The organism is Nocardia bhagyanarayanae (genome assembly GCF_006716565.1).
Lineage (GTDB): Bacteria > Actinomycetota > Actinomycetes > Mycobacteriales > Mycobacteriaceae > Nocardia > Nocardia bhagyanarayanae.
This window is the reverse complement of the sequence record NZ_VFPG01000001.1, coordinates 3,008,503-3,031,081: the sequence shown is the minus strand read 5'-3', so window position 1 is coordinate 3,031,081 and position 22,579 is coordinate 3,008,503. Positions and strand designations below refer to the sequence as shown.

The window sequence follows — 22,579 nt, the reverse complement described above, 5'->3', positions numbered from 1 at the left end:
TTCGCGCCCGTTCGCGTAGGGCGTGGTGCGCATACTGCTGGGCATGACCACGTTGCGCCCGCAGGGCCCGATGCTGCACCCCCGGGTGACGATCCTCGTTCGCCCGTCCGGTGTGGTCCAGCTCGGCTGGGATCCGGAACGCGCACTGCTCCTGGAACCGCCGGACCTGGACACCCAGACCGTCCTCGGCTTCCTCCGCCTGCTCGATGGGCTACGGACCCGGCCGCAGATCCTGTGGCAGGCGGGCCGTAGTGGGATCGCCGCCGAACGCGCCGTCACGCTGCTGGAGGAGATCGATGCCGCGGGTTTGCTGGTGCAGCCGCGGGACCGTCCCGGGCCGATCCGCACGGTGCGGGTGCACGGTCTCGGGCCGCTCTCGGACGCGATCTCGGCGGGATTGCGCCGCGTCGGCATCCGTCCGGCGCGGTCGCGCGGGGACGCGCCGGAGGCCGTGGTCACGGGACCACGCGCCGACGATCTCGTGGTGCTGGCCGACACCGTGGTCACCGATCCGCGGTTGGCGAGCGCACTTGTGCTGCACCGCATTCCGCATCTCCCGGTGCGCGTGCGCGACGGAACGGGCGTCGTCGGCCCGCTGGTGCTGCCGGGCGAGACCAGCTGCCTGCGCTGCGCCGATCTGACGCGGGTCGACTACGACGCGGAGTGGCCGCACCTCGCCGCCCAGCTGCTCGGCCGGGTCGGGCACGCCTCGCCCGCCGCCATCGCGGCGACGGCGGCGCTCGCGCTCGGCGAACTCGAGGCGATCCTGGACTGCTCGCCGCGCCGGCCGCCCGCGACGCTGGACGCCACGCTCGAGTTGGACCTCGATTCGCACTTGCTCCAGCGAAGGTACTGGGCGCCACACGCCGCCTGTGGTTGTCGCACGATCGGCGCGGGGAGCGCAACGTGAGATCGAAAACTTCCAATTGCCATGGCACAGCTCCGGGTGCTTCGGCCATGATGGGGAGGTGTCTGAGATCGTGCGCCGTGGCTCGTCCCGCAACGCCAAGTTAGCCAAGATTCCGCTGGGTATCGCCGGTCGGGCCGCCGTCGGCTTCGGCAAGAGGCTCGCGGGCGGTGACAAGGGAGAGATCAGCGCGCAGCTGAACCAGCGTGCCGCCGAACAGCTGTTCACCGTGTTGGGCGAGCTCAAGGGCGGCGCGATGAAGTTCGGGCAGGCGCTGAGTGTGATGGAGGCCGCGGTTCCCGAGGAGTTCGGCGAGCACTACCGCGACGCGCTGACCAAGTTGCAGGCCGCCGCGCCGCCGATGCCCGCCGAGACGGTGCACCGGGTGCTGGATCAGCAACTCGGCACCCAGTGGCGGCAGCGCTTCCGTTCCTTCGAGGACGCCCCGTCCGCCTCGGCGAGCATCGGACAGGTGCACAAGGCGGTGTGGTCGGACGGTCGCACCGTGGCGGTGAAGGTGCAGTACCCGGGCGCCGACGAGGCGCTGCGCGCCGATCTCAAGACGCTGTCGCGGATGACCGGCCTGATCTCCTCGGTGATCCCCGGCGCGGACGTCAAGCCGATCCTGGCCGAGATCACCGAGCGCACCGAGGAGGAGCTGGACTATCGCAACGAGGCCGCGAACCAGCGTGCGTTCGCCAAGGCCTTCGACGGGCACCCCGAGATCGTGGTGCCCAAGGTGGTGGCCTCCGCGCCGAAGGTGATCGTGACCGAATGGCTCGAGGGGACCCCTGTGTCCCAGATCATCAAGGCGGGCGCCGAGGATCCGGACGGCACACTGGCCCTGCGCAACCGGGTCGCGCTGCTGATGGGGCGTTTCCACTTCTCCTCGCCCGAGACCGTCGGACTGCTGCACGCCGATCCGCATCCGGGCAACTTCATGGCCATGGCCGACGGCAGGCTGGCCGTGATCGATTTCGGCGCGTGCGCGCCGCTGCCCAACGGTTTCCCCGAGATCCTCGGGCGGATGCTGGCGATGGCCGTCGAGGAGGACTACGACGGGCTGACCCAGTTGATGTACGACAACGGATGGGTGATCCCCGGCCGCACCGTCACCCACAAGGAAATCGCCGACTACCTGCGGCCGTTCGCCGACCCGATCAAGACCGATTCGTTCCACTTCACCCGCAGGTGGATGCAGCGCGTCGCGGGCAAGGCGACCGACTTCAACAGCGCGGAGATGAAAACGGCTCGGGCGCTGCAACTTCCGGCCGAACACGTGATGATCTTCCGGGTGCTCGGCGGCTCGGTGGGCATCCTGGCCCAGCTGGACGCCGAGGTGCCGTTCATGCAGCTGGCCGCGACCTGGCTGCCCGGTCTGCGCGACGAACGCTCGGCCAGCTGACCGGCACGAAATACTCCCCCACAACGCAAACGGGCCGCCCACCTGATCTCGAGGTGAGCGGCTCGTCTGCTTTCTCGTTCCTGGGCCCGGGCGGTATCCGGATCGGACGGTTGGGCCTCAGCGACCGGAGGGAGGGGAGGCCAGGGCCCGGCTCTCACGCCGGGACCGCGACCTTGCGCGGACGACCGCGCGGACGCTTGCGGGCGATCACGACACCCTGGTCGAAGATCTCACCGCCCCATACGCCCCAAGGCTCGCGCCGATCGATGGCCGCGCTCAGGCAGCCCTTGCGGATCGGGCAAGACGCGCACAGCGCCTTGGCCTGTTCCAGCTGGCCCGGGCTCTCCGCGAACCAGAGATCGGGATCTCCGGCTCGGCAAGGCAGGACCTTGGTGACCTCCCGGGTGACAGCGGTGGCCTGCGGCCAGCTCTCTGCGGGGAACACGTCGTTCTCCTTCAGTTCGGTTTGCAGCGGTTCGTTAGTTGTCCACGAAACCGGTGGCAAACGGCTGAAGGGCCGCTTAAAAGTACTGGCCACGGTTTCGCTTCGTGCGAGCCGTGGCCAGGAGGTCTGGGATGGGTCCCCTACCTAGGTCGACACCTGTGTCGATTCCTGATCACGGTCGCTGGGTGTGCGGTGCGGAGGCGTGCTGCCCGCAGATCGATGTCTGCCATGGGCTCGGCCGCCGGCTCATAGCCGGCTTCGCGGGCGAAGACGCCGACTGCCGCGTTGGCGGTCGGGTGCCAGCCTCCGTTGGGCTTGTCCTGGAGAAGGGTGTGAATCGGCCGAAGCGCCGGCGAAATCGTCGCCGGCGTACCAAAACCGCACACACTTACCGAGGACAGACCGATCCCCTGCAATGCGAGGATCCCCCGGGAGGCCGACATGGACGTATCGACCGCAACGCCAATGGCGCCGAAGTTGTTGATGCCGTTCATTGGTCTGCCTCCCTCCTGTTCTCGTCGTGTCGAAACTGTCCGGTGTCGAACCCAGTGGTCTGAAGCAACCCGGTGTCCGAAACTCTGCGCGCCGGAATGCCCTCCCGGTGCGTGATTCCCACCATATGCAATGTCGGCGGAACCGACAACCTATTTTCTACCTGCGGTTTTGTGATGTCGATCGGACTCGCGACGCGACGATCGCGAGCACGTCGGCCCCGTAGTCGACGATCTTCTTCGCACCGATGCCCGGGATCGCTTCCAGCGCACGGTCGTCGGCGGGCAGTTGCTCGGCGATCGCCGTGAGCGTGGTGTCGGTGAACACGACGAACTCCCGAACCCGCAGTGCCTCGGCCTTTTCGGCGCGCCACTCCCTGAGCGCCTCCAACAGCGCAGAATCGAGTTCCGCGGGACAGCGACGGCAACGGCCGAGCATGGTGGCGTAGGTGCCGATCAACGGCTTGGCGCAGACCCGGCAGGACGGGCGTATCCCATTGCCCTCGGGACGGCCGGTCGACGCCGCGATCCGCGAGGCCGGGGAATCGTCGGGCACCAGACCGTTGAGGAAACGGGAACGCCTGCGGGTGCGCCTGCTGCCCTGACCGCGCGACAGCGCCCAGGACAGCCGCAGATGCTCGCGCGCCCTCGTCACGCCCACGTAAAGCAGCCTGCGTTCCTCTTCCAGCGCGGCCTGATCGCCGACCGAACCGTCGTCGGCGAGCGCGTGCGCGATCGGCAGCGTGCCGTCGGCGAGCCCGACCAGGAACACCGCGTCCCACTCCAAGCCCTTGGCCGCGTGCAGCGAAGCGAGCGTCACGCCCTGCACGGTCGGTGGGTGCCTGGCCTCGGCGCGGGCGGCCAGCTCGCGCAGCAGGCCGGGCAGCTCCAGGTCGGCGTCGTGCTCGACCAGTTCCTCGGTCAGCCGGACCAGCGCGCCCAGCGACGACCACCGTTCGCGCGCCTGCGCGCCCGCGGGCTCGGTGGCGGTCAGACCGACCGGCGCGAGCACCGCGCGGACCAACGTGACGAGGGCCGCGCCCCGGCGGGACCCGTCGGGCAGGTCGTCGCGGGCGGCGGCCTGGCGCAGCGCCTGCACGGCCTGCCTGACCTCGGCGCGCTGGAAGAAGCCCTCGCCACCGCGCACCTGATAGGGAATGCCGCGCTCGGTGAGCGCCTGCTCGTAGGCCTCGGACTGGGCGTTGACGCGATAGAGCACGGCGATCTCCGCCGCCGGGGTGCCCGCGGCGATCAGCCGCTCGATCTCGTTCGCGACGCCCGCCGCCTCGGCCGGTGCGTCGTCGTACTCGGTGAACTCCGGCTCCGGACCGTCCGGGCGCTGGCCGATCAGCTGGAGCCGGGTGCCCGCGATGCGGCCGCGCGCGGCACCGATCACCCGGTTGGCCAGCGACACCACCTGCGGCGTCGAACGGTAGTCGCGCTCCAGTCGCACGACCGTCGCGTCCGGGAAACGCCGCGAGAAGTCCAGCAGGTAGCTCGGGGTGGCGCCGGTGAACGAGTAGATCGTCTGGTTCGCGTCGCCGACGACCGTCAGATCGTCGCGTTCGCCGAGCCAAGCGTCGAGCACCCGCTGCTGCAGCGGCGTGACGTCCTGATACTCGTCGACGACGAAACTGCGGTAGCGACCGCGGAATTCGTCGGCGACGGCCGGATAGTCCTCCAGCGCGGCGGCGGTGTGCAGCAGTAGATCGTCGAAATCGAGCAGCAGGCCCTCCGCGGAGGTCTTCAACGACTCGTAGCCCGCGTAGACCTCGGCCACCCGCGCCGCGTCGTACGGCGGTTCCCTGCGCTGCTTGGCCACCGCCGCCGGATAGTCCTCCGGCGCCAGCAGCGAGGACTTCGCCCATTCGATCTCGCTCAACAGATCACGGACGCTCTCGGTCGCGGTGCTCAGCCCGGCCCGGTGCGCCGCCTGCGCGACCACCGCGAACTTGCCCTCCAGCAGCCGCCACGGCACATCGCCGACGACCTGCGGCCAGAAGTACTTCAGCTGGCGCAGCGCCGCGGCGTGAAAAGTGCGGGCCTGCACCTGATTCGCCTCGCCGCCGAGACCGAGCGCGCGCAGCCGGGCGCGCAACTCGCCCGCGGCGCGCGCCGTGAACGTGACCGCGAGCACCTGATCGGGCTTGACGTGCCCCGCCGACACGAGGTGCGCGATCCGATGCGTGATGGTGCGGGTCTTGCCGGTGCCCGCGCCCGCGAGGACGCAGACCGGCCCGCGCGGCGCCCGGACGGCGGCGGCCTGCTCGGGGTCCAGGGCGTCGAGGTCGATAGCGGGCACGGGCACCATCATGGCAGCCCGGTCCGACAACCGGCCGCCGCGCCTTCCTCGCCGAACCCTGGAACAGGACGAGGTGGTACAGCGTTGAATGGTTCCGTGACTGACGTGAACCCCGTTCTGACCATGTACTCGACCACCTGGTGCGGCTACTGCCGCAGGCTGAAGAAGCAGCTGGACGAGTCCGGTATCAGCTATGTCGAGATCGATATCGAGCAGGACCCGGTCTCGGCCGAGTTCGTCGGCAGCGTCAACAACGGCAACCACGTGGTGCCGACGGTGAAGTTCGCGGACGGCTCGACGGCGACCAACCCGTCACTGGCCACCGTCAAGCAGACCCTCGCCGCCCTGGCCTGACGCTCAGTCCAGCGCCGCCCACGATTCGACGATGGTGCGCGCGATCGAGATGGAGCCGGGCAGCAGCAGTCGCACGCCCTCGCGTTGGCCGGACCAATCCCCGGCGTCGAGCGCCTCGCGCACCTCGGCCCTGGTGAACCAGTGCGCCTCGGCGATCTCGCCGTCGGAGAAGGTCAGCGGCTGCTCCGGGTCGGCGACGGCGGCGAAGCCGAGCATCAGCGACCGAGGGAACGGCCACGGCTGACTGCCCAGGTAGTGGATGTCGCGGACGTCGAGGCCGACCTCCTCGCGCATCTCGCGCGCCACGCAGCGCTCCAGGGACTCGCCTGCCTCGACGAAACCGGCGAGCAGCGAGAACAAGGTCTTCGGCCAGGTGTTCTGGCGCGCGAGCAGCACCCGGTCGCCGCCGTCGTGGATCAGGCAGATGACGGCCGGGTCGATGCGCGGGAACTCCTCGTGCCCGCTCGCGGTGACCCGCGACCAGCCGCCCTTGGCCGACGACGTCGCCGACCCGTCGTACGCGCTGAAGCCGGACTTGTCGTGCCAGTTCAGCAGGGCCATCGCGGTGGAGAGCAGTCCGGCGGTGAAGTCGTCCAGCTCGCCCGCGACGACGCGCAGGTCGGTGAGCTCGCCGGTGAGTTCGTTGTCACGCACCGCCCACAGATGCCTGCCCTCGGCGACGCCGAGGAACACCGCCGCGGGGTTCGGCTCGGCGGACAGTTCGACGGCCGGGGTCAGTACCAGCGCGCCGCCCTCGAAGCGCACCTGCCCCCTCCGGTTGATGCGGAGCAGCCCGGCCTTGGCCCACCCCTCCTCGAGCGCTTTCTCGTCCGCGCGGATCTCCTCGGCTCGATCGACCGCGGCGCGGGACAGCAGAGGAATGGCGTTCAACTCAAATGACACGCTTCGAGATTACTTCCGCACGGCGTCACTTCGCCGTGCGCCGGATGTAGAGCAGCTTGTCGCCCGCCTCGATCGCGTCCACCTCCGGCTCGCCGACCCTGATCAGGTCGCCGTCGCGCACCACGCCGAGCACGATATCGCTCAGATGCCGTGGCGAGCCGCCGATCTCGCTCGGCTCCACCTCGCGCTCGGCCACCGCGAATCCCTGTTCGGGGGTCAGCAGGTCTTCCATCATCTCCACCACCGTCGGTGTGGTGGTGGCGATGCCGAGCAGGCGGCCCGCGGTCTCGGAGGAGACGACCACCGAGTCGGCGCCGGACTGCCGCAGCAGGTGGATGTTCTCGGCCTCGCGGATGGCGACCACGATCTTGGCCTTCTTGGTGAGCTCGCGGGCGGTCAGCGTGACCAGCACCGCCGTGTCGTCGCGGTTGGCCGCCACGATCACCGCCGCGGCGTTCTGCACGCTGGCCAGTCGCAGCACATCGGACTGGGTGGCCGAGCCGTGCACGGTCACCAGTCCCGCGTTGGCCGCGCGCTCCAACGCGACCATGTCGGTGTCGACCACCACGATGTCCGCGGGCTGCACGCCGTCGCCGAGCATGGCGTCGATCGCGGTGCGCCCCTTCGTGCCGTATCCGACGACCACGGTGTGATTACGCACGCTGCGCCTCCAACGCTGAATCTTGAATGCCTGACGGGATCGTTCGGTGAGCACGCTGATGGTGGTACCGACGAGCACGATGAGAAAGAGGACGCGCAGCGGGGTGATGATGATGATGTTCGCCAGCCGCGCCTCGGGCGAAGCCGGGGTGATGTCGCCGTAGCCGGTGGTGGACAGCGACACCGTCGCGTAATAGAACGCGTCCAGGAAGGACAGTTCGTCGCCGGTGTTGTCGCGGTAGCCCGCCCGCCCCAAATACACCACGGTCGCCGCGGTGAACAGCAGTCCGATGGCGAACGCGATCCTGCGGCTCAGCGAAACCCACGGACTGATCTGGATCTCCGGAATGCGCAGCACGCCGACCAGGGCGAAGTCCGGACGGGTCGCCAGGCCCACCCTGGCCGCGCGGTCTCCGAAATCACCGAGCATCGCACTCACCCGTTCGCCCGTTCGCCGCGGTCTTCCTCCGGCACTGTTTCTCCCTCCGGCACAGCACGGGAGCCTACCGGGTCCGGCTCGCACCGCTCGGACTCGACGCGAACACTCGGTGAATGTCAGGGTGATTACCCATGGCAGACATTCGACCGACCACCGACGATGGCCGACGGCCCGCGCTGCTGCTGGCAGCCTTGCTGTTCGGCGCCGGGGTGATGCACTTCGTGGCGCCCAAGTTCTTCGACGCGACGATCCCGCGAGCGTTGCCCGGCCGGGCGCGCGACTACACCTACGTCTCCGGCGTCGCCGAATTCGGTGTGGCGGCCGCGCTCGCGGCGCCGCGCACCAGTCGGCTCGGCGGGCGGCTCGCCGCACTGCTGTTCATCGTCGTGTTCCCCGCGAACGTGCAGATGGCCGTGGACGTGGCGCGCAGCGAGAGGGCATCCCGCGCGCTGAAGATCGGAACCGTCGTGCGGCTGCCGTTGCAGATTCCGCTGGTCACCACGGCGTTGAAGGTGGCGCGCCGGAGCCGATAGGTCTTCGCGGGACGGCTCGCCCTGCGGCCGAACGGGTCTCGCGGCGCAGCCGAGTCAGTCGTCCTGTCTGACCGGCGCGGCCGAACGGATGAGCTCGGCGAGTTCCTCGGGTCCGGGCAATTCGGCGGGCGCGATGGTGCGGCCCGAGCGCACGTAATGGAAAGCGGCGCCGATCTTGTCGAGCATCTCGTGCTCGGTGCCGCCGTGTCGCGCGGCCATCAGGCGGGCCCAGGCCAACCGGTAGATGGCCAGCTGCATGGATACCGCGGGTTCGTCGGCGGGTCCGGGTTCGGCGCCGGTCTTCCAGTCGACGACGGTCCAGCCGCCGCCGGGTTCGGCGAACACCGCGTCCATGCGGCCGCGGATCACGGTGCCGGCGATCGAGGTCTCGAAGGGCACCTCGACGTCGAGCGGACTGCGGTGCGCCCACGGTGAATTCAGGAACGCGTCCTGCATCCTCGCCAGTTCGGCGTCGACGCTCGCGTCGTGCGGGTCGGGTTCACCCGCGCCCGGCAGTTCGTCCAGTCCGAGCAGCCGCGTGCCCGAGAACCAGCGCTGCACCCACGCGTGGAACGCGGTGCCGCGCCGGGCCAGCGGATTCGGCGGGTACGGCAGCGGACGGCGCAGGCGCCGAGCCAGTTTCGCGGGATCCGCGCGCATCTCCACCAGGGCCGTGGCGGGAATCTGCCCGGGCAGTTCCACCTCTTGGGCCGCGGCGAGGCTCGCCTCGTGCTCGGCGAGCAGCGCGTCCACGTCGGCGGCCCAGCCCTCCGGGTCGTCCGGGTCGACCGCTCGATCGAGCGAAAGGAACTCGTCCGGCGGCGGCTCGAAATCGTCGGGCGGCGGCGCGAAATCGTCTGCGGAAGCGCCGAGTTCGTCGATCGAGAACAGCGCGTCCGGTTCGGCCTCGAGCACCGGCGCGGTTCCTTCGGAGACACGCTCACCCTGTCCCTGCCGGGCGGCGGGCGCCGCGGGCCGCTCGTCGGCGGGCTTGGCGCGCAGGTCGGCCAGCGCGGTACGGACCATGGCGGCGCCCTGCTCGATCGGATCGCGACGCGGGCCGAGCGGGTCGCGCGGCCACTCGGCGGTCGCCGGATTGTCGGTGAACGGATTGACCGCGTCGACCTCGGGCGGATCGTCCCACCTCGCGACGTCGAGAACACCGAAGGCGGACCCGTCGGCCGACTCGTTCGCGTTCTTCAGCTCCAGCAGGAAGTCCGATGGCCCCTTGGGCGTCGAGCCGGTCTCGGCCCAGTGGTGCGCCGAAACGAGCAGCACCCGTTCGGTTCTGGTGAGCGCGACGTAGAACAGCCGCCGTTCCTCGTCGAGGCGCCTGCGGTCCAGCGCGCCTTTGTGCGCCTTGATGGCGGCTTCCAGGTCGGCCCGGTCGTAGAGATCCGACAGGTCGAGCACCGGGACGCCCTCGGCGGCGTCGTCCTGGATGCGGTCGCCGCGCAGCGAGGTCGGCAGCTCGGCCAGCGCGCCGAGCCACGTCGCCGAGGCGGCGCCCGAGGGGAACACGCCGCGCACCACGTGCGGAACCGCGACGATCTCCCATTCCAGACCTTTGGCCGCGTGCACGGTCAGCACCTGCACGCGGTCCTTGGCGACCTCCACCTCGCCGGGCTCGAGCCCGTTCTCGACCGACTCGGCGGCGGCCAGGAACGCGAGCAACCCGCTCAGCGTGGCGCCGGTGTCGGCGGCGTAGCCCGCGACGACCTCGGCGAACGCGTCGAGGTGTTCGCGTCCCGCTCCGGTACCGGCCATGGCGCGACGAGCCTGGGTCTCGACACCGACGCCGATGGTGCGCTCGACGTCGGCCACGAGCTCGACCAGCGGCTGGCCGCTGCGTTCGCGCAGTGCGGCGAGCTCCCTGCCGAGCGCCTCGATGCGGCTGTAACCCGAGGCCGAATAATTCTCCGGCGGACCGGGATCGGCGATCGCGTCGGCCAAGCCCGCCTGCTCGGCCGGTTCCGGGGCGACCTCGCGCAGCGCGGCGGCGAGCGCGGCGCTGTCGGTGATCTCGTCGGTCTCCCCGCCAGAGAGTCTGCTGATGGACAGTTCCCGCGCGCGCTTGGCGAGCGCGGCGAGGTCGGCGACGCCGATGCGCCAGCGGGCGCCGGTGAGCACACGCACGGCCGCGCTGCCCGCTGCGGGCTCGGCGATCAGGCGCAGGGTGGCGACGATGTCGGCCACCTCAGGCGTGGCGAGCAGGCCGCCGAGACCGACGATCTCGACCGGAAGCCCTTGATTGCGTAACGCTTCCGCGAGCGGCGACGCATCGGCGTTGCGGCGCACCAGGACCGCCGAGGTCGGCGGCGGCTCCCCCGCCGCGTGCCGCGCGGACCATTCGGCCGCGATCCGCTCGGCGACCCAATCCCTCTCCTCGGCAACGGTTTCGGTCAGTGCCACCGCGACGACGCCCGGTTCGGCGTTGGGTTTGGCGCGCAGCGCGTCGACGGTCACCCCGCCCGCGTCGAGCGCGGTGCGGCGCAGCGGCTCGGCGACCAGGTTGGCGAGCGCCAGCGCCTCGGGCGGATTGCGCCAGCTGGTCAGCAGCGGCAGGATCGGTGCGGGCACGCCGGGGGCCAGCGGGAAGTCGGTGGCGAAACGGGGCAGGTTGGCGGCCGACGCGCCGCGCCAGCCGTAGATGGACTGCATCGGGTCGCCGACCGCGGTCACCGCCAAACGCTTTGCCGCACCTCCCGTTTCGGGCCGCATCTCGGAGGCCGCGGGCGCTTCCCCGCCGAACAGCGCGGCCAGCAGGATGCGCTGAGCGTGGCCGGTGTCCTGGTACTCGTCGAGCAGCACCAGCCGGAACCGGCCACGCTCGGCGGCCGCCACCTCCTGGTGCTCGGCGGCCAGCCGCGCCGCCAGCGACATCTGGGCGCCGAAGTCCAGTGCGCCGCGTCGCCGCAGCGCGGCGGCCAACTGCTGGACCAGCGGCAGCAGCGCCACCCGCTCGCGCTGCACCTGCACGATGGACAGCAGCGCCTGGCTCGGCCCGCCGCGCTGACGCGGTCCGGCGGGCAGGGTGTGCACGAGCTTCTCCAGCTCGGTGTGCGCCTCGGCCAGCTGTTCGGCCTCCACCAGGTGTTCGGCGAGCTGACCGGACAGCGCCAGCACCGCCTCGGTCACCGAGACCGGCGTGCGATCGGTGTCCAGGTCACCGTCCCACGCCCGCACCACCTGGTGCGCGAGCTGCCACAGCTGGGTCTGGGTGAGCAAGGTGGCCGACGGCTCCACCGGAAGCAGCAGGCCGTGCTCGGTGAGCAGCCGACCGGCGTAGGAGTGATAAGTGCTGATCTCGGGTTCGGCGCCGGCGAGCTGGGCCCGCAGCTCCCCCGACGCGTCCAGATCGCGCAGCAGCTGCGAACCCGCCAGCCGGGCCAAGCGGGTACGGATGCGAGCGGTCAACTGCTGCGCGGCTTTTCGCGTGAAGGTCAGCCCGAGCACCTGATCGGGCAGCACCAGCCGATTGGCCACCATCCACACCACGCGCGCGGCCATGGTCTCGGTCTTGCCCGCGCCCGCACCCGCCACCACCAAGGTCGGCCCGGGCGGCGCGGCGATCACCGCTGCTTGTTCGTCGGTCGGAGGGGGCAGGCCGAGGGCCTCGGCGATCCGCAGCGGCGACACCGCGGGGTGACTCACTCGTCGGTCACCTGCCTTCCGGTGTCCTGCACCGGGCAGCTGCCCGCGACCGCGCAGTGACGGCAACCGTCGTTGCGCATGGCGAGGTAGCTCGGGCCGCGGGTGGACGCGGCGGCGTCGTGGATGGTGTCGCGCCACTTGTCCAGCGCCGCGCGGTCGAGCGGCTCCTGCATGCGCTGGGTGGCGCCCTCTTTGCTGCTCGGCTTGGCCACGTACACGAGACGAGCGCCGCCCGGTTCGGCCTCGGATTCGGTTGGCGCGCCGTCGTTCTCGGCGCTCGATCCGTCCAGCGCGCCGAGTGCGGCCGCCACCTGGTAGGTCGCCAGCTGCGCGTGGTCGGCGGCGGCCTGCTTGCTGATCGGCGTCTTGCCGGTCTTCACGTCGACGATCACGAAGCGGCCCATGGCATCCCGCTCCAGCCGGTCCACCCTGCCCTTGATCCGCACCGGCGGTTCGCCGTCGCCGCGCGGCGCGAGCACGGTGTCGACGGGCACCTCGACGCCGACCTGAGTGAGCTCGCCGCGGGTGTTGCGGATCCAGGCCATGAACGTCTCCAGCATCGCCTCGGTGCGCCGCAGCTCCTGGCGGGAATGCCAGCCGGTGCCGGGATCGATGGCCTGCCAAGCCCGGTCGAGCGCCGCGCGCACCTGCGGCTCGGGCACGTTGCCAGCCAGCGCCTGCACCAGGGTGTGCACCAGGTTGCCTTTGACGGCGTGCGGATTGTCGCCGTCGGTGCCGCCGTGCCGTTCCAGCGCCCAGCGCAGCGGGCAGGTGCGCAGCAGCTCCACGGTGGACGGCGACAGCGCGACCGCGGTCTCCTCGTCGTCCCACAGCGGACGCATGGAGCTGAGTTCGGCTGTGCCGTACCACTCCTCGGGGTGGGTGCCGCGCACACCGGCGTGCGCCAACCGCGCCAGCTGGTGCGCGGCCCTGCGGCGGCGCTCCGGATCGGCCTCGGCGTCGCAGACCACGCCGCGCAGCTCGGCCACCAGCGAATGCATGACGAGGGCGCGACCAGGATCGGCCACCGGCAGCGCGCCGGGCTCGGTGTCGTCGTCGTGGCCGAGCAGCTCGGCGAGGAAGCGCGAGGGCACCAGATCCCGTTCGCCCGAGACGGATTCGACCGCCGTCACCAGCAGCGAGCGCCGAGCCCTGCTGCACGCGACGAGCAACAGCCTGCGCTCCTCGGCCAGAATCGGCGCGGCGCGGCTGACCTGTTCGCCCGCGAGACCTATGCCCGCGCCGAGATCGACCAGGTCCTCGGTGTGCAGCAGGGTGCCGCGCGGCCGGGGGTTGGGCCAGATGCCCTCCTGGACGCCCGCGACCGCGACCACGTCCCACTCCCGGCCCGCCGCGGCGTGCGCGCTGAGCAGGGCGACCGCGTCACCCGGCGCGGTCAGCGGCGCGGTGTCCTGCGGAATCTCCTGTTGCACAAGGTATTCCACGAAACCCTCGATACCGGCTCGCGGAATGCGGTCGACGTAGGCGGCCGCGGCGTCGAACAGGCCGACGGCGGCGTCGAGATCACGGTCGGCCTGCATGCCGACCGCGCCACCGCGTTCGGACTGTCCGACCCAGCGCCGCTCCAGCCGCGAGGCGGTCCACAGCGCCCACAGCACGTCCTCCAGACCGGCGGCCCGCTTGCGCGCCTTGCGGCCACGATCCAAGGCGTCGAGCACGCGGCGCAGCGGGGCGGCCTCGACGTCGGTTAGACGGTCGAGCAGTGCGCGATCGCCGATGCCGACGAGCAGATCGCGCAGGACCTCGGCCGACGACTGGTCGAGTGGGCTGGGACGTTCGGCGTCGCTCGGGGTTTCGTCGTCATCTGCCGAATTGCCGACTTCGCGATCGGCCGGAAGCTCGTCACCGGGACGGCTCGGGGTAGAGCTGTCGTCCGCGTGCTCGGCGACCTCCAGGCCCCATTCGAGGTCGGCTTCCCGCCACTCGGATTCGCTGACGATCCAGTCGGGGTCGACGGCGGACCACTCCGCGTCTTCGGCGCTCGGATCGAAATCCGCATCGTCCGGCGACGCGTCATCCGGCAGCGGCGCATCGGTCGGAGGAGGCACATCGCCCAGCAGCGCGTCGTCCGGCGACAACGCATCGTCCAGCGACGACGCGTCATCCGGCAGCGGCGCATCGTTCGAAGGAGGCACATCGCCCAGCAGCGCGTCGTCCGGCAACAACGCATCGTCCGGCGGCAGCGCATCGTCGGGTGGCGGGACGTCCTCCGGCGGCGGCACCGCCTCCGCCGTCCACGCCTCCCCTTCCGCACGCTTCGCCGACTTGCGCTCCAGCTCCAGCACAGCGCGCCGAACACCGCGACGCAACCGCCGCAAGGTGATCTGGTCCGCGCCGCCCAGCGGACCGGAGAGCAGATCGAGCGCGTCCTCGGCGGAGAACATCGACTCTCCGTCGCGGCGGGACCGTTCGCCCGCGAGCAACGCGCGCAACGCGAGCAGCATCCAGGCCGCGCCGCGCCGCCGCGCCAACGGCACGTCCAGCGCGGGTTGCTGCACCGGAACGCCCGCCGCGAGCAGCGCGCGCCGCAGCGGAGCCAGCGAGAGCGGTACCGAGCGGACGATCACGGCCATCTCCGACCACGGCACCCCGCCGGTGAGGTGGGCGCGCCGCAAATGGTCGGCGATCAGCGCGGCCTCCTTGGCGGGCGTTGCGAGCACCCGGACACGGACCGCGGCGCCGTCGTCCGCGGGCGCCGACGCGCGGTCGGGCAGCGGAAAGCGTTGCGGCGCACTGCCCGGCAACCTGGCCGCGACCCTGGCGACGGCCAGCTGCACCTGCGGTCCGGACCGGTGATTGTGCCGCAACACGATGCGCCGTTCCTCCGGCCCACCGGGATCGGCCGCGAACCGAGGGTCGGCGCCGCGGAAGGCGAAGACGCCCTGGTCCGGATCTCCCGCGACGACCGCGCAGTGCGCCGCCGCCCCGATGACGCGGATCAGGGTGGCCGCCTGCGGGTCGAGGTGCTGCGCGTCGTCGACCAGCAGGTAGTCGATCCTGGATCGTTCGGCGGCAAGCAGGTTCGGGTCGGCGGCCAGCGCGTCCAGGGCCGCGCCGATCAGCTCGGCGGCGTCCAGCGCGGGCGCGGTGGCCTCGGGCGCCTCGACACCGACCGACCAGCGCAGCAGCATGGTCTGCTCGTAGCGCTGCGCGAAGCGGCCCGCCGCCACCCATTCCGGCTTGCCGTGCTCGCGGCCGAGCGCCACCAGATCCTCCGGGCCGATACCGCGTTCGGTGGCGCGCAGCATCAGGTTGCGCAACTGCTCGGCGAACCCGGCGAGACCGAGCGCGGGCTGCAATCGCTCCGGCCACAGTCCGGTCGCGCCGTCGGCGATGTCGGCGAGGTCGCCGCGCAGCATCTCGCGCAGCACGGCATCCTGCTCGGCACCGGTCAGCAAACGCGGCGGCGGGTTGCCGTGCGCGGCGGCGTGCCTGCGCAACACCGCGAAGGCATAGGAGTGCAGGGTGCGCACCAGCGGCTCTCTCGTCGCACCGGGGACGCCGCCTTCGGCGTCGGGTCCGGTACCGCTCAGCCGCGCGGTGATGGCGTCGCGCACGGTGGCCGCCGCCTGCTTCGAATGGGTCAGGAGCAGCACCGATTCCGGATCGGCTCCGGCCGCGATGCGTGCGGCGGCCAGGTCGGTGAGCAGCGCGGTCTTGCCGGTACCCGGCCCGCCGAGCACCTGCCAGGGCCGCCATCCCGGGCGCGCGGGGGCGGGGCCGGCCATGGCCTCGAGCAGTGGGCGCACGTCGGCGCCCCAGAGCCGCGCCCGGGGTGCCGTTGCGTTCCGGCGAACAAGTCGCACCGCGCTATCCGATCGCACCACGTCGGCTATTGCAACAGACGGGGCCGACACGCCGCGGCCCCGCTCCGGCCGGACGTTGTCCACGTCACGGCCACCTCCGCGACACCGGGCGTCGACCACCGCCGACCGGCCTTCCGGGATGACGCGGCACGCCCGACCCGACAGAATGGCCCGGTGCCGACTCTCCACGTTCATCGCTTCGGTCCCGCCGCGGGACCGACCGTGCTCGCCCTGCACGGGCTCACCGGGCACGGTCACCGCTGGGCCGCGCTGGCCGCCGAGCATCTGCCCGACGTCCGCGTCGTAGCGCCGGACCTGCGCGGACACGGCCGGTCGACATCGCTGCCGCCGTGGGACTTCGAGACCATCGTCGCCGACCTCGTCGAACTGCTCGCCGCCGAGGCCGACGGGCCGGTGCTGGTGGTGGGCCATTCCTTCGGCGGCGCGGTCGGCGTGCACCTGGCCGCACGGCACCCGGAGCTGGTGCGCGGGCTCGTCCTGCTGGATCCCGCGATCGCGGAGGACGCGGGCCTGCTATCCGACATCGCGGCGCGGACCGTCGCGTACCCCGACTACGCCGACATCGAGCACGCGCGCAGGGACAAACTCGCCAGCGCCTGGCACGACGTCGATTCCCGGCTGCTGGAGGCGGAGCTGGCCGAGCACCTGGTGCCCACCGAGAACGGCAGGGTCGGCTGGCGGCTGAGCCTGCCCGCCGTCATCTCCTATTGGGGCCAGCTGGCGCGCGCGTTCGTGCTGCCGCCCGCCGAGCTGCCCACGGTGCTCGTGCAGGCGATGAAGGTGCAGCCGCCGTTCGTGACCGCCGAGTTCCGCGCGGCACTCGCCGCGCACCTCGGGCCGCGGCTGACCGTCCACGAGTTCGACTGCGACCACATGGTCGCTCAAGCGCGTCCGGCCGAGACCGCGGCCCTGATCCGCGCGGCGCTCTAGGGGCGCGGAGCCATGCCGACCTCCGACGCGCAGATCGAACTGGTGCGCGAGCTCGTCGCGAGCATTCCGCCCGGCATGGTCGCCACCTACGGCGACATCGCCGCGGCGGCGGGGCTCTCCACTCCGCGCACGGTCGGCTGGATCATGCGCACCGACGCCGCCGACCTGCCGTGGCACCGCGTGCTCCGCGCGGGCGGCAAGCCCGCGTCGCATCTGGCCGACCGGCAGTTGCGCCTGCTCGCCGCCGAGGACGTGCCGATCGAGGACGGCAGGGTGAATCTGCGTGAGGCGCGTTTCCGGTTTCCCGAAGTTCGGGATGCGCCAAGGAGTTAACGTGGAATCATGTCCACCCGCCTGGCGTGTGTCGTCTTCGATGCGCAGCGGCCGCGCGTCGTCGCGGAGTTCTGGGCTCAGCTGCTCGGCTGGTCGGTGACCGTCGACCGGCCGGACGAGGTCGACGTCGCCGCGCCCGACCCGGACGGCCTCGACATCGCACTGACCTTCCTGCCCGCGGACACCGCGAAGAGCGGCAAGAACCGTCTGCACCTCGATCTGGCGAGCCGCTCGCTGGACCACCAGCGCGTCCAGGTGGACCGGGCGCTGGCACTCGGCGCGCGACACGTCGACATCGGACAGGGCGGCGTGCCGTGGGTGGTGCTCGCCGACCCCGAGGGCAACGAGTTCTGCGTGCTCGAGCCGAGGGAGCAGTACGTCGACACCGGCGCGGTGGCGGCCATCGTGGTGGACACGCGGGATCCGGCGCGGCTCGCCGCGTTCTGGTCCACCGCCTCGGGCTGGCCGATCGCGCACTCCGGCGCCCAGGTGGCGGGTCTGCGTTCGGCGACGGGCCTCGGGTCGTGGCTGGAGTTCGTCCGCAACCAGGACACCAAGCAGGGACGCAACCGGCTGCACCTCGATCTGACGGCGTTCCCGACCGACGATCCCGCCGCCGAGCTGGCACGGCTGCGCGAAGCGGGCGCCACGCCGGTCGACGCGGGCGCGTTCGGCGGCGTCCCGGGCACCGTGCTGGCCGATCCCGAGGCCAACGAGTTCTGTCTGCTGCGCCTGGCGACCGACCTCTCGCGCGTCTGAGCCACGACCGGGATCGCCCCGGCGACGGCCTGCGTGCCCCGGCCGCGGCGCGCCCGAATTAGCATTTCGGACATGGTGTACCTCGGTGCGGAGCCAATCCGGTGACGGCCGCCGACGCGATCGTGCTCGCGGGCGGGCGGGCCAGCCGCATGGGCGGGGTCGACAAACCCGCGATCGTGATCGGCGGGCGATCGATGCTGGACGCGGCGCTCGCCGCGGTCGCGGGCCGCGGGCGCACCGTCGTCGTCGGGCCGCACCGGCCGGAACTGAATCCGGAGATCCGGCAGGTCCGCGAGGTGCCGCCGGGCTCGGGTCCCGTGGCGGCGGTCGACGCGGGATTGCGCGCGCTCGCCGGTTCCAGGGCGCCGCTGGTCGTGGTGCTCGCCGCCGACATGCCCTTCGTGACGCCGGGAACGATCACCGAATTGCTCAGGCACGAAGCAGAATCCGGCGCCGAGGCGGTGTTCGCCGCGGACGAGTCCGGGCGCCCGCAATATCTGATCGGCGTCTGGCGCCGCTCCGCGCTCAATGCCGCGCTGGCCGAACTGGATTCGCTGATCAACCAGCCGATGAAGGCGCTGGTGCCCGCCGACACCGTGATCGTCGGCCTGTCCGGTATCGCCGACTGCGACACCGAGGACGAGGTGCGCCAGGCCCGCGCCCGAGCCGCGGACACCACGCCGCTGACACTCGACGAGGCGCGAAACACGCTGCGCGACGGCCTCACCCGGCTCACCGTCTACCGAACGGACCTGCCGAGCGTGCGCGGCGCCGCGCTGGCCGCGCCGCTCACCGCGGCCGAGGCGCTGCCTCGCTTCGACGTGTCCGCGATGGACGGGTACGCCGTCGCCGGGGAGGGGCCGTGGCGGTTGCGCCGCGACATCGGCTTCGCTGGCGGACAGCGTCCGGTCGGTCTGCTGCCGGGTGAGGCGGTGCGCATCGCCACCGGCGCGCACGTGCCCGACGGCACCACCGCCGTGGTCCGTGACGAGTTCGTCCGGGTCGGCTCGGGCGAAACCCTGCACCGCCTGCCGGAGACGCCGATCCGCGAGGACATCCGCCGCCGCGGCGAGGATCGCTCGCCCGGCGACCTGGTCGCGCCGGAGGGCGCACGGGTGACCGCCGCGCTGATCTCGGCCGCCGCCAGCGTGGAGGTCACCGAGGCCGCGGTGCGGGGGCCCGTCCGCGCGCGCGTCGTGATGACGGGAGACGAGATCCGCAGCGACGGCCCGTTGCGCGCGGGCCAGACCAGGGATTCGATCGGACCGATCCTGCCGGATCTGCTTGCGGGATCGGGCATTCGGACGGTGGACCGGGTGCACCTGCGCGACACACCCAACGGCTTCGACGAGGTCCTCGCCGCGTCCACCGACTGCGACCTGCTCGTCATCGTCGGCGCGACGGGTGGCGGCGCGGCGGATCAACTGCGTGGCGCGATCGCGCGCGCCGAGGCCCGGGTGCTGGTGCCCCGCCTGCGACTACGTCCGGGCGGGTCCACCATCGTCGCCGAAACCCCCAGCGGGACAACGGTTCTAGGACTGCCCGGGAATCCGTTCGCGGCCGTCGCGACGCTGCTCGCGCTCGCGCCCGCGATCGTGGCCGGACGCACCGGCGCGCACCCGGACCGCCCGCTGACCGGTCCGCTGCACAATGCCGCCGACGTGTCGGGACCGGTCACCCGCATCGTGCCCGCCCGCATCGCCCCGACCGGGGGCTGGATCGGCGATCCAACGGTGCGCACAGCCCATTTGGGCGGTCTCGTCGACCGCGACGGGCTCGTCGTCGTCCCCGCCGAGGCGTCCGACGGCATTTCCGTGGAATTCCTACTTCTGCCGTTCTGAAAATCGGCCCCCTACCGGGGCGTCTCGACCTATTTCCACTTTTCCCTTCCTCGAGTGATGTGCGATCGCTATGGTGTTGTCGTTAGGCGAAATCAAATCACTTCGGAAAGGACCGAGTGGAGATGGCTGAAAAGTCGAAGAAAACGCCTAAGAAAATGCCCAAGCAGATGCCCCGGCAGCAGCAACAGCAGCGCCAGGAGCAGGACCAGAGGGGCATGAATCGAGCTGGGCGAGACCGGATGCCCGAAGACCAGCGGGAGCAGGACCGGCGTCACGGCCAGAACTGAACGACTCCGAACTGCGTCTGCCGGTTTCTGCGGAACCGGCAGACGCGGTTTTCTTTTCGTAGGGCTCATTAATTCATTCGGCCGTTACCGCGCACGGGTTCCGCGCAGCTCGCGTCAAACCCTGGTCGGCCCCGGCTTTCCGGCCGTCTACTGAGAAGATGGCTGTTCCATCCGCCGCGCGCGGTTACGAATCCTTCGGCGGCGCCGTCGGTCGCACCACTGCCGACTCGACGCCCGAGTGGACCTACCCGCCCGCGGCGCCGCAGGGCGCGCCCAACATCGTCGTGGTGCTGGTCGACGACATGGGATACAGCGACATCGGACCGTTCGGCTCCGAGATCGAGACGCCGACGCTGGATCGGCTGGCCGCCACCGGCGTTCGCCTCACCAACTACCACACCACGCCGCTCTGCTCGCCCTCCCGCGCCTCGCTGCTGACCGGAATCAACGCTCATCGAGCCGGTTTCGGCTTCGTCGCCAACGCCGACCCCGGTTACCCGGGACTGCGGCTCGAGCTGGCCGACGACGTGCTTACCCTGCCGGAGATCCTGCGCCACAACGGGTATGCCACCTACGCGGTGGGCAAGTGGCATCTGGTGCGCGACGCCACGATGAACCCGGCCGCGCACCGCGATTCGTGGCCGACCCAGCGCGGGTTCGACCGGTACTACGGTTCGCTGGAGGGGCTGAACTCCTTCTACTACCCGAATCAGCTGGTGTCCGACAGCTCGGTGGTCGACGTCGAGGAGTACCCGGCGGGCTACTACCTCACCGACGATCTGACCGACAAGGCGATCTCGTACCTGAAGGATCTGCGCGCGCACGACGCGACCAAACCGTTCTTCCTCTACTTCGCCCACGTCGCCATGCACGGCCCGCTCCAAGCCAAGCCGGAGGACCTGGCCAAATATCGCGGCCGCTACGCCACGGGCTGGGACGAACTGCGCCGCAGCAGGTTCGCCGCTCAGCTCGCCGCGGGTCTCTTCCCGCCGGGCACCGAGCAGAAGCCGCGCAACACCGAGCCGGGTTACGAAGCCGCCGAATGGGATTCGCTCACCGACGACGAGCGCCGCCGCTTCGCCAGGTACATGGAGGTCTACGCCGCGATGGTCGACAGCATCGACCAGAGCGTCGGCCGCATCCTCGACACACTCGAGCAGCTCGGCGAGCTGGACAACACCATCGTGGTGTTCACCTCCGACAACGGCGGCACCGCCGAGGGCGGACCGGAGGGCACCCGCAGCTATTTCGCCGAGTTCGCGCACATCGACGACCCCGAGTGGATCGGCGACGTCCCGCACGACGAGGAGCTGATCGGCACCGAACGGCTCGGGGTGCACTACCCGCGCGGCTGGGGCCAGGCCTCCAACACGCCGTTCCGCTTCTACAAAGGCCAGACCTTCGCGGGCGGCGTGCGGGTGCCGCTGCTCGTCTCGTGGCCCAAGGGACTGCCGCGCGCCGCGGCGGACGACGGGATCCGCCACGAGTACGCCTACGTCACCGACTTGGCGCCGACGCTGCTGGAGCTGGCCGAGCTGACGCGGCCCAGCGTGCGCAACGGCCTGCCCGCCAAGGATTTCGACGGCGTCTCGGCCGCCGAGCTGCTGCGCGACCCGTCTGCGCGGACCCGCCACACCGAGCAGTACTCGGAGATGACCGGGCATCGCGGCTTCTACCGGGACGGCTGGAAGCTGCTGTCGCTATACGAACCCGGCGCCGACATCGACGCGCCGAACTGGCAGCTGTTCGACGTCCGCGCGGATCCCACCGAGCTGCACGATCTTTCGGCGCGGTATCCGGAGAAGGCGGCCGAGCTGGCCGCCGCGTGGGACGAATCGGCCTGGGCCAACACGGTTTTTCCGCTGTTCACCCGTCAGGATCTCGCCGTCCGGCGGCCCGAGGAGGCCCGCTTCGCCGCGCCGGTGCGTTTGCTGCCGGGCACTCCGACACTGGAGCGCTACCGCTCGCAAAGGTTGATCGCCTACCGCGACTTCGCGATCACCGTGGAGCTGGGCGGCTACCGGCTCGGCGACGAGGGCGTGCTGGTCGCGCACGGCGATCCGCTCGGCGGCTACCTGGTCTACCTCGAGGACGGACGGGTCGTGCTCGGCGTCAACAGCTACGGCGACTACGCCGAGGCCGCCACCGAACCGCTCCCGCCCGGCGTGCGGCGAATCACCGTCACCGCCGCAGTGCGGCCCAGGCTGCGCTGGGATTTCCACGTCGAGGTCACGGGTGGCCCGAGCGCCGAACTGCGCGACCGGGTGCAGCTGGTGGGCATGTCGCCGTGGACCGGCATCTCCGTCGGCGTGGACGCGCGCGGGCCGGTGTCGTGGGACCTGCGCGAACGCCGCGGCCCGTTCCGCTACACCGGCGATCTGCGCGCTGTCACCTACACCCCCGGACCGACTCAGGTGCCGCGGCAGACGATCGACGCCGTGGAGCGCGAGGCAGAGTTCGTCGCCGAATGAGAAGCGCCGCACCACAG

At 71.2% G+C, this 22,579-nt stretch carries 17 protein-coding genes; 9 read left to right on the top strand and 8 right to left on the bottom strand.

Annotated elements, in window-relative coordinates:
* Positions 1–43: 43 nt before the first annotated feature.
* Both FB390_RS12900 and FB390_RS12895 read left to right on the top strand, forming a co-directional pair.
* Positions 44–910 carry a hypothetical protein gene (locus FB390_RS12900; protein ID WP_141809169.1) on the top strand — a complete coding sequence of 289 codons (867 nt, stop codon included), beginning with the start codon at positions 44–46 and terminating at the stop codon, positions 908–910.
* A 58-nt stretch (positions 911–968) separates the two neighbouring features.
* Positions 969–2,312, top strand: coding sequence for an ABC1 kinase family protein (locus tag FB390_RS12895; protein ID WP_141809168.1), 1,344 nt, complete (start codon positions 969–971; stop codon positions 2,310–2,312).
* Between the two features lie 154 nt (positions 2,313–2,466).
* Here FB390_RS12895 and FB390_RS12890 read toward each other — a convergent pair whose 3' ends face one another.
* From FB390_RS12890 to FB390_RS12880, 3 genes are all read right to left on the bottom strand, one after another.
* Positions 2,467–2,757: a WhiB family transcriptional regulator gene (locus FB390_RS12890; protein WP_067789589.1), complete on the bottom strand. Its 291-nt coding sequence runs from the start codon at positions 2,755–2,757 to the stop codon at positions 2,467–2,469.
* A 140-nt stretch (positions 2,758–2,897) separates the two neighbouring features.
* The gene (locus FB390_RS12885; RefSeq protein WP_141809167.1) at positions 2,898–3,251 is read right to left on the bottom strand and encodes a hypothetical protein; all 354 of its coding nucleotides are present in this window, start codon (positions 3,249–3,251) and stop codon (positions 2,898–2,900) included.
* A gap of 157 nt (positions 3,252–3,408) precedes the next feature.
* Positions 3,409–5,562 (bottom strand): ATP-dependent DNA helicase UvrD2, encoded by a 2,154-nt coding sequence (locus tag FB390_RS12880; RefSeq protein ID WP_141811727.1) that lies wholly within the window; start codon positions 5,560–5,562, stop codon positions 3,409–3,411.
* Between the two features lie 111 nt (positions 5,563–5,673).
* Between FB390_RS12880 and FB390_RS12875 the strand changes: the two genes are divergently transcribed.
* A complete protein-coding gene (locus FB390_RS12875) occupies positions 5,674–5,904 on the top strand; it encodes a mycoredoxin (protein ID WP_141811726.1) in 231 nt (76 codons plus the stop codon).
* 3 nt (positions 5,905–5,907) lie between these two features.
* On the opposite strand, the gene nudC is transcribed toward FB390_RS12875, so the two are convergent.
* Together nudC and FB390_RS12865 are read right to left on the bottom strand one after the other, a co-directional pair.
* A complete protein-coding gene (gene nudC / locus FB390_RS12870; protein WP_141809166.1) occupies positions 5,908–6,807 on the bottom strand; it encodes an NAD(+) diphosphatase in 900 nt (299 codons plus the stop codon).
* Positions 6,808–6,832: 25 nt separating this feature from the next.
* Positions 6,833–7,897, bottom strand: coding sequence for a potassium channel family protein (locus FB390_RS12865; RefSeq protein ID WP_141809165.1), 1,065 nt, complete (start codon positions 7,895–7,897; stop codon positions 6,833–6,835).
* Between the two features lie 140 nt (positions 7,898–8,037).
* Between FB390_RS12865 and FB390_RS12860 the strand changes: the two genes are divergently transcribed.
* On the top strand, positions 8,038–8,439 hold the full coding sequence (locus FB390_RS12860) for a DoxX family protein (RefSeq protein ID WP_141809164.1): 402 nt from the start codon (positions 8,038–8,040) through the stop codon (positions 8,437–8,439).
* 54 nt (positions 8,440–8,493) lie between these two features.
* Here FB390_RS12860 and FB390_RS12855 read toward each other — a convergent pair whose 3' ends face one another.
* Positions 8,494–12,093 (bottom strand): ATP-dependent helicase, encoded by a 3,600-nt coding sequence (locus FB390_RS12855; RefSeq protein WP_141809163.1) that lies wholly within the window; start codon positions 12,091–12,093, stop codon positions 8,494–8,496.
* Positions 12,090–15,863 (bottom strand): ATP-dependent DNA helicase, encoded by a 3,774-nt coding sequence (locus tag FB390_RS12850; RefSeq protein WP_246123993.1) that lies wholly within the window; start codon positions 15,861–15,863, stop codon positions 12,090–12,092. Before FB390_RS12850 ends, FB390_RS12855 begins: the two co-directional genes overlap by 4 nt.
* A gap of 231 nt (positions 15,864–16,094) precedes the next feature.
* On the opposite strand from FB390_RS12850, the gene FB390_RS12845 reads away from it, so the two are divergent.
* The 4 genes from FB390_RS12845 (at position 16,095) to FB390_RS12830 (ending at position 19,804) form a co-directional block, all read left to right on the top strand.
* Positions 16,095–16,871: an alpha/beta fold hydrolase gene (locus FB390_RS12845; RefSeq protein ID WP_141809161.1), complete on the top strand. Its 777-nt coding sequence runs from the start codon at positions 16,095–16,097 to the stop codon at positions 16,869–16,871.
* 12 nt (positions 16,872–16,883) lie between these two features.
* On the top strand, positions 16,884–17,204 hold the full coding sequence (locus FB390_RS12840; protein ID WP_141809160.1) for an MGMT family protein: 321 nt from the start codon (positions 16,884–16,886) through the stop codon (positions 17,202–17,204).
* Between the two features lie 9 nt (positions 17,205–17,213).
* Positions 17,214–17,963: a VOC family protein gene (locus FB390_RS12835; protein ID WP_141809159.1), complete on the top strand. Its 750-nt coding sequence runs from the start codon at positions 17,214–17,216 to the stop codon at positions 17,961–17,963.
* 101 nt (positions 17,964–18,064) lie between these two features.
* The gene (locus tag FB390_RS12830) at positions 18,065–19,804 is read left to right on the top strand and encodes an NTP transferase domain-containing protein (RefSeq protein ID WP_141809158.1); all 1,740 of its coding nucleotides are present in this window, start codon (positions 18,065–18,067) and stop codon (positions 19,802–19,804) included.
* A gap of 92 nt (positions 19,805–19,896) precedes the next feature.
* Here the strand turns inward: FB390_RS12830 and FB390_RS12825 are convergent, their stop codons facing one another.
* Positions 19,897–20,079, bottom strand: coding sequence for a hypothetical protein (locus FB390_RS12825; RefSeq protein ID WP_141809157.1), 183 nt, complete (start codon positions 20,077–20,079; stop codon positions 19,897–19,899).
* 170 nt (positions 20,080–20,249) lie between these two features.
* On the opposite strand from FB390_RS12825, the gene FB390_RS12820 reads away from it, so the two are divergent.
* Entirely contained in the window at positions 20,250–22,562 is a 2,313-nt protein-coding gene (locus FB390_RS12820) for an arylsulfatase (RefSeq protein ID WP_141809156.1), read from the top strand.
* The last annotated feature ends 17 nt before the right edge of the window (positions 22,563–22,579 follow it).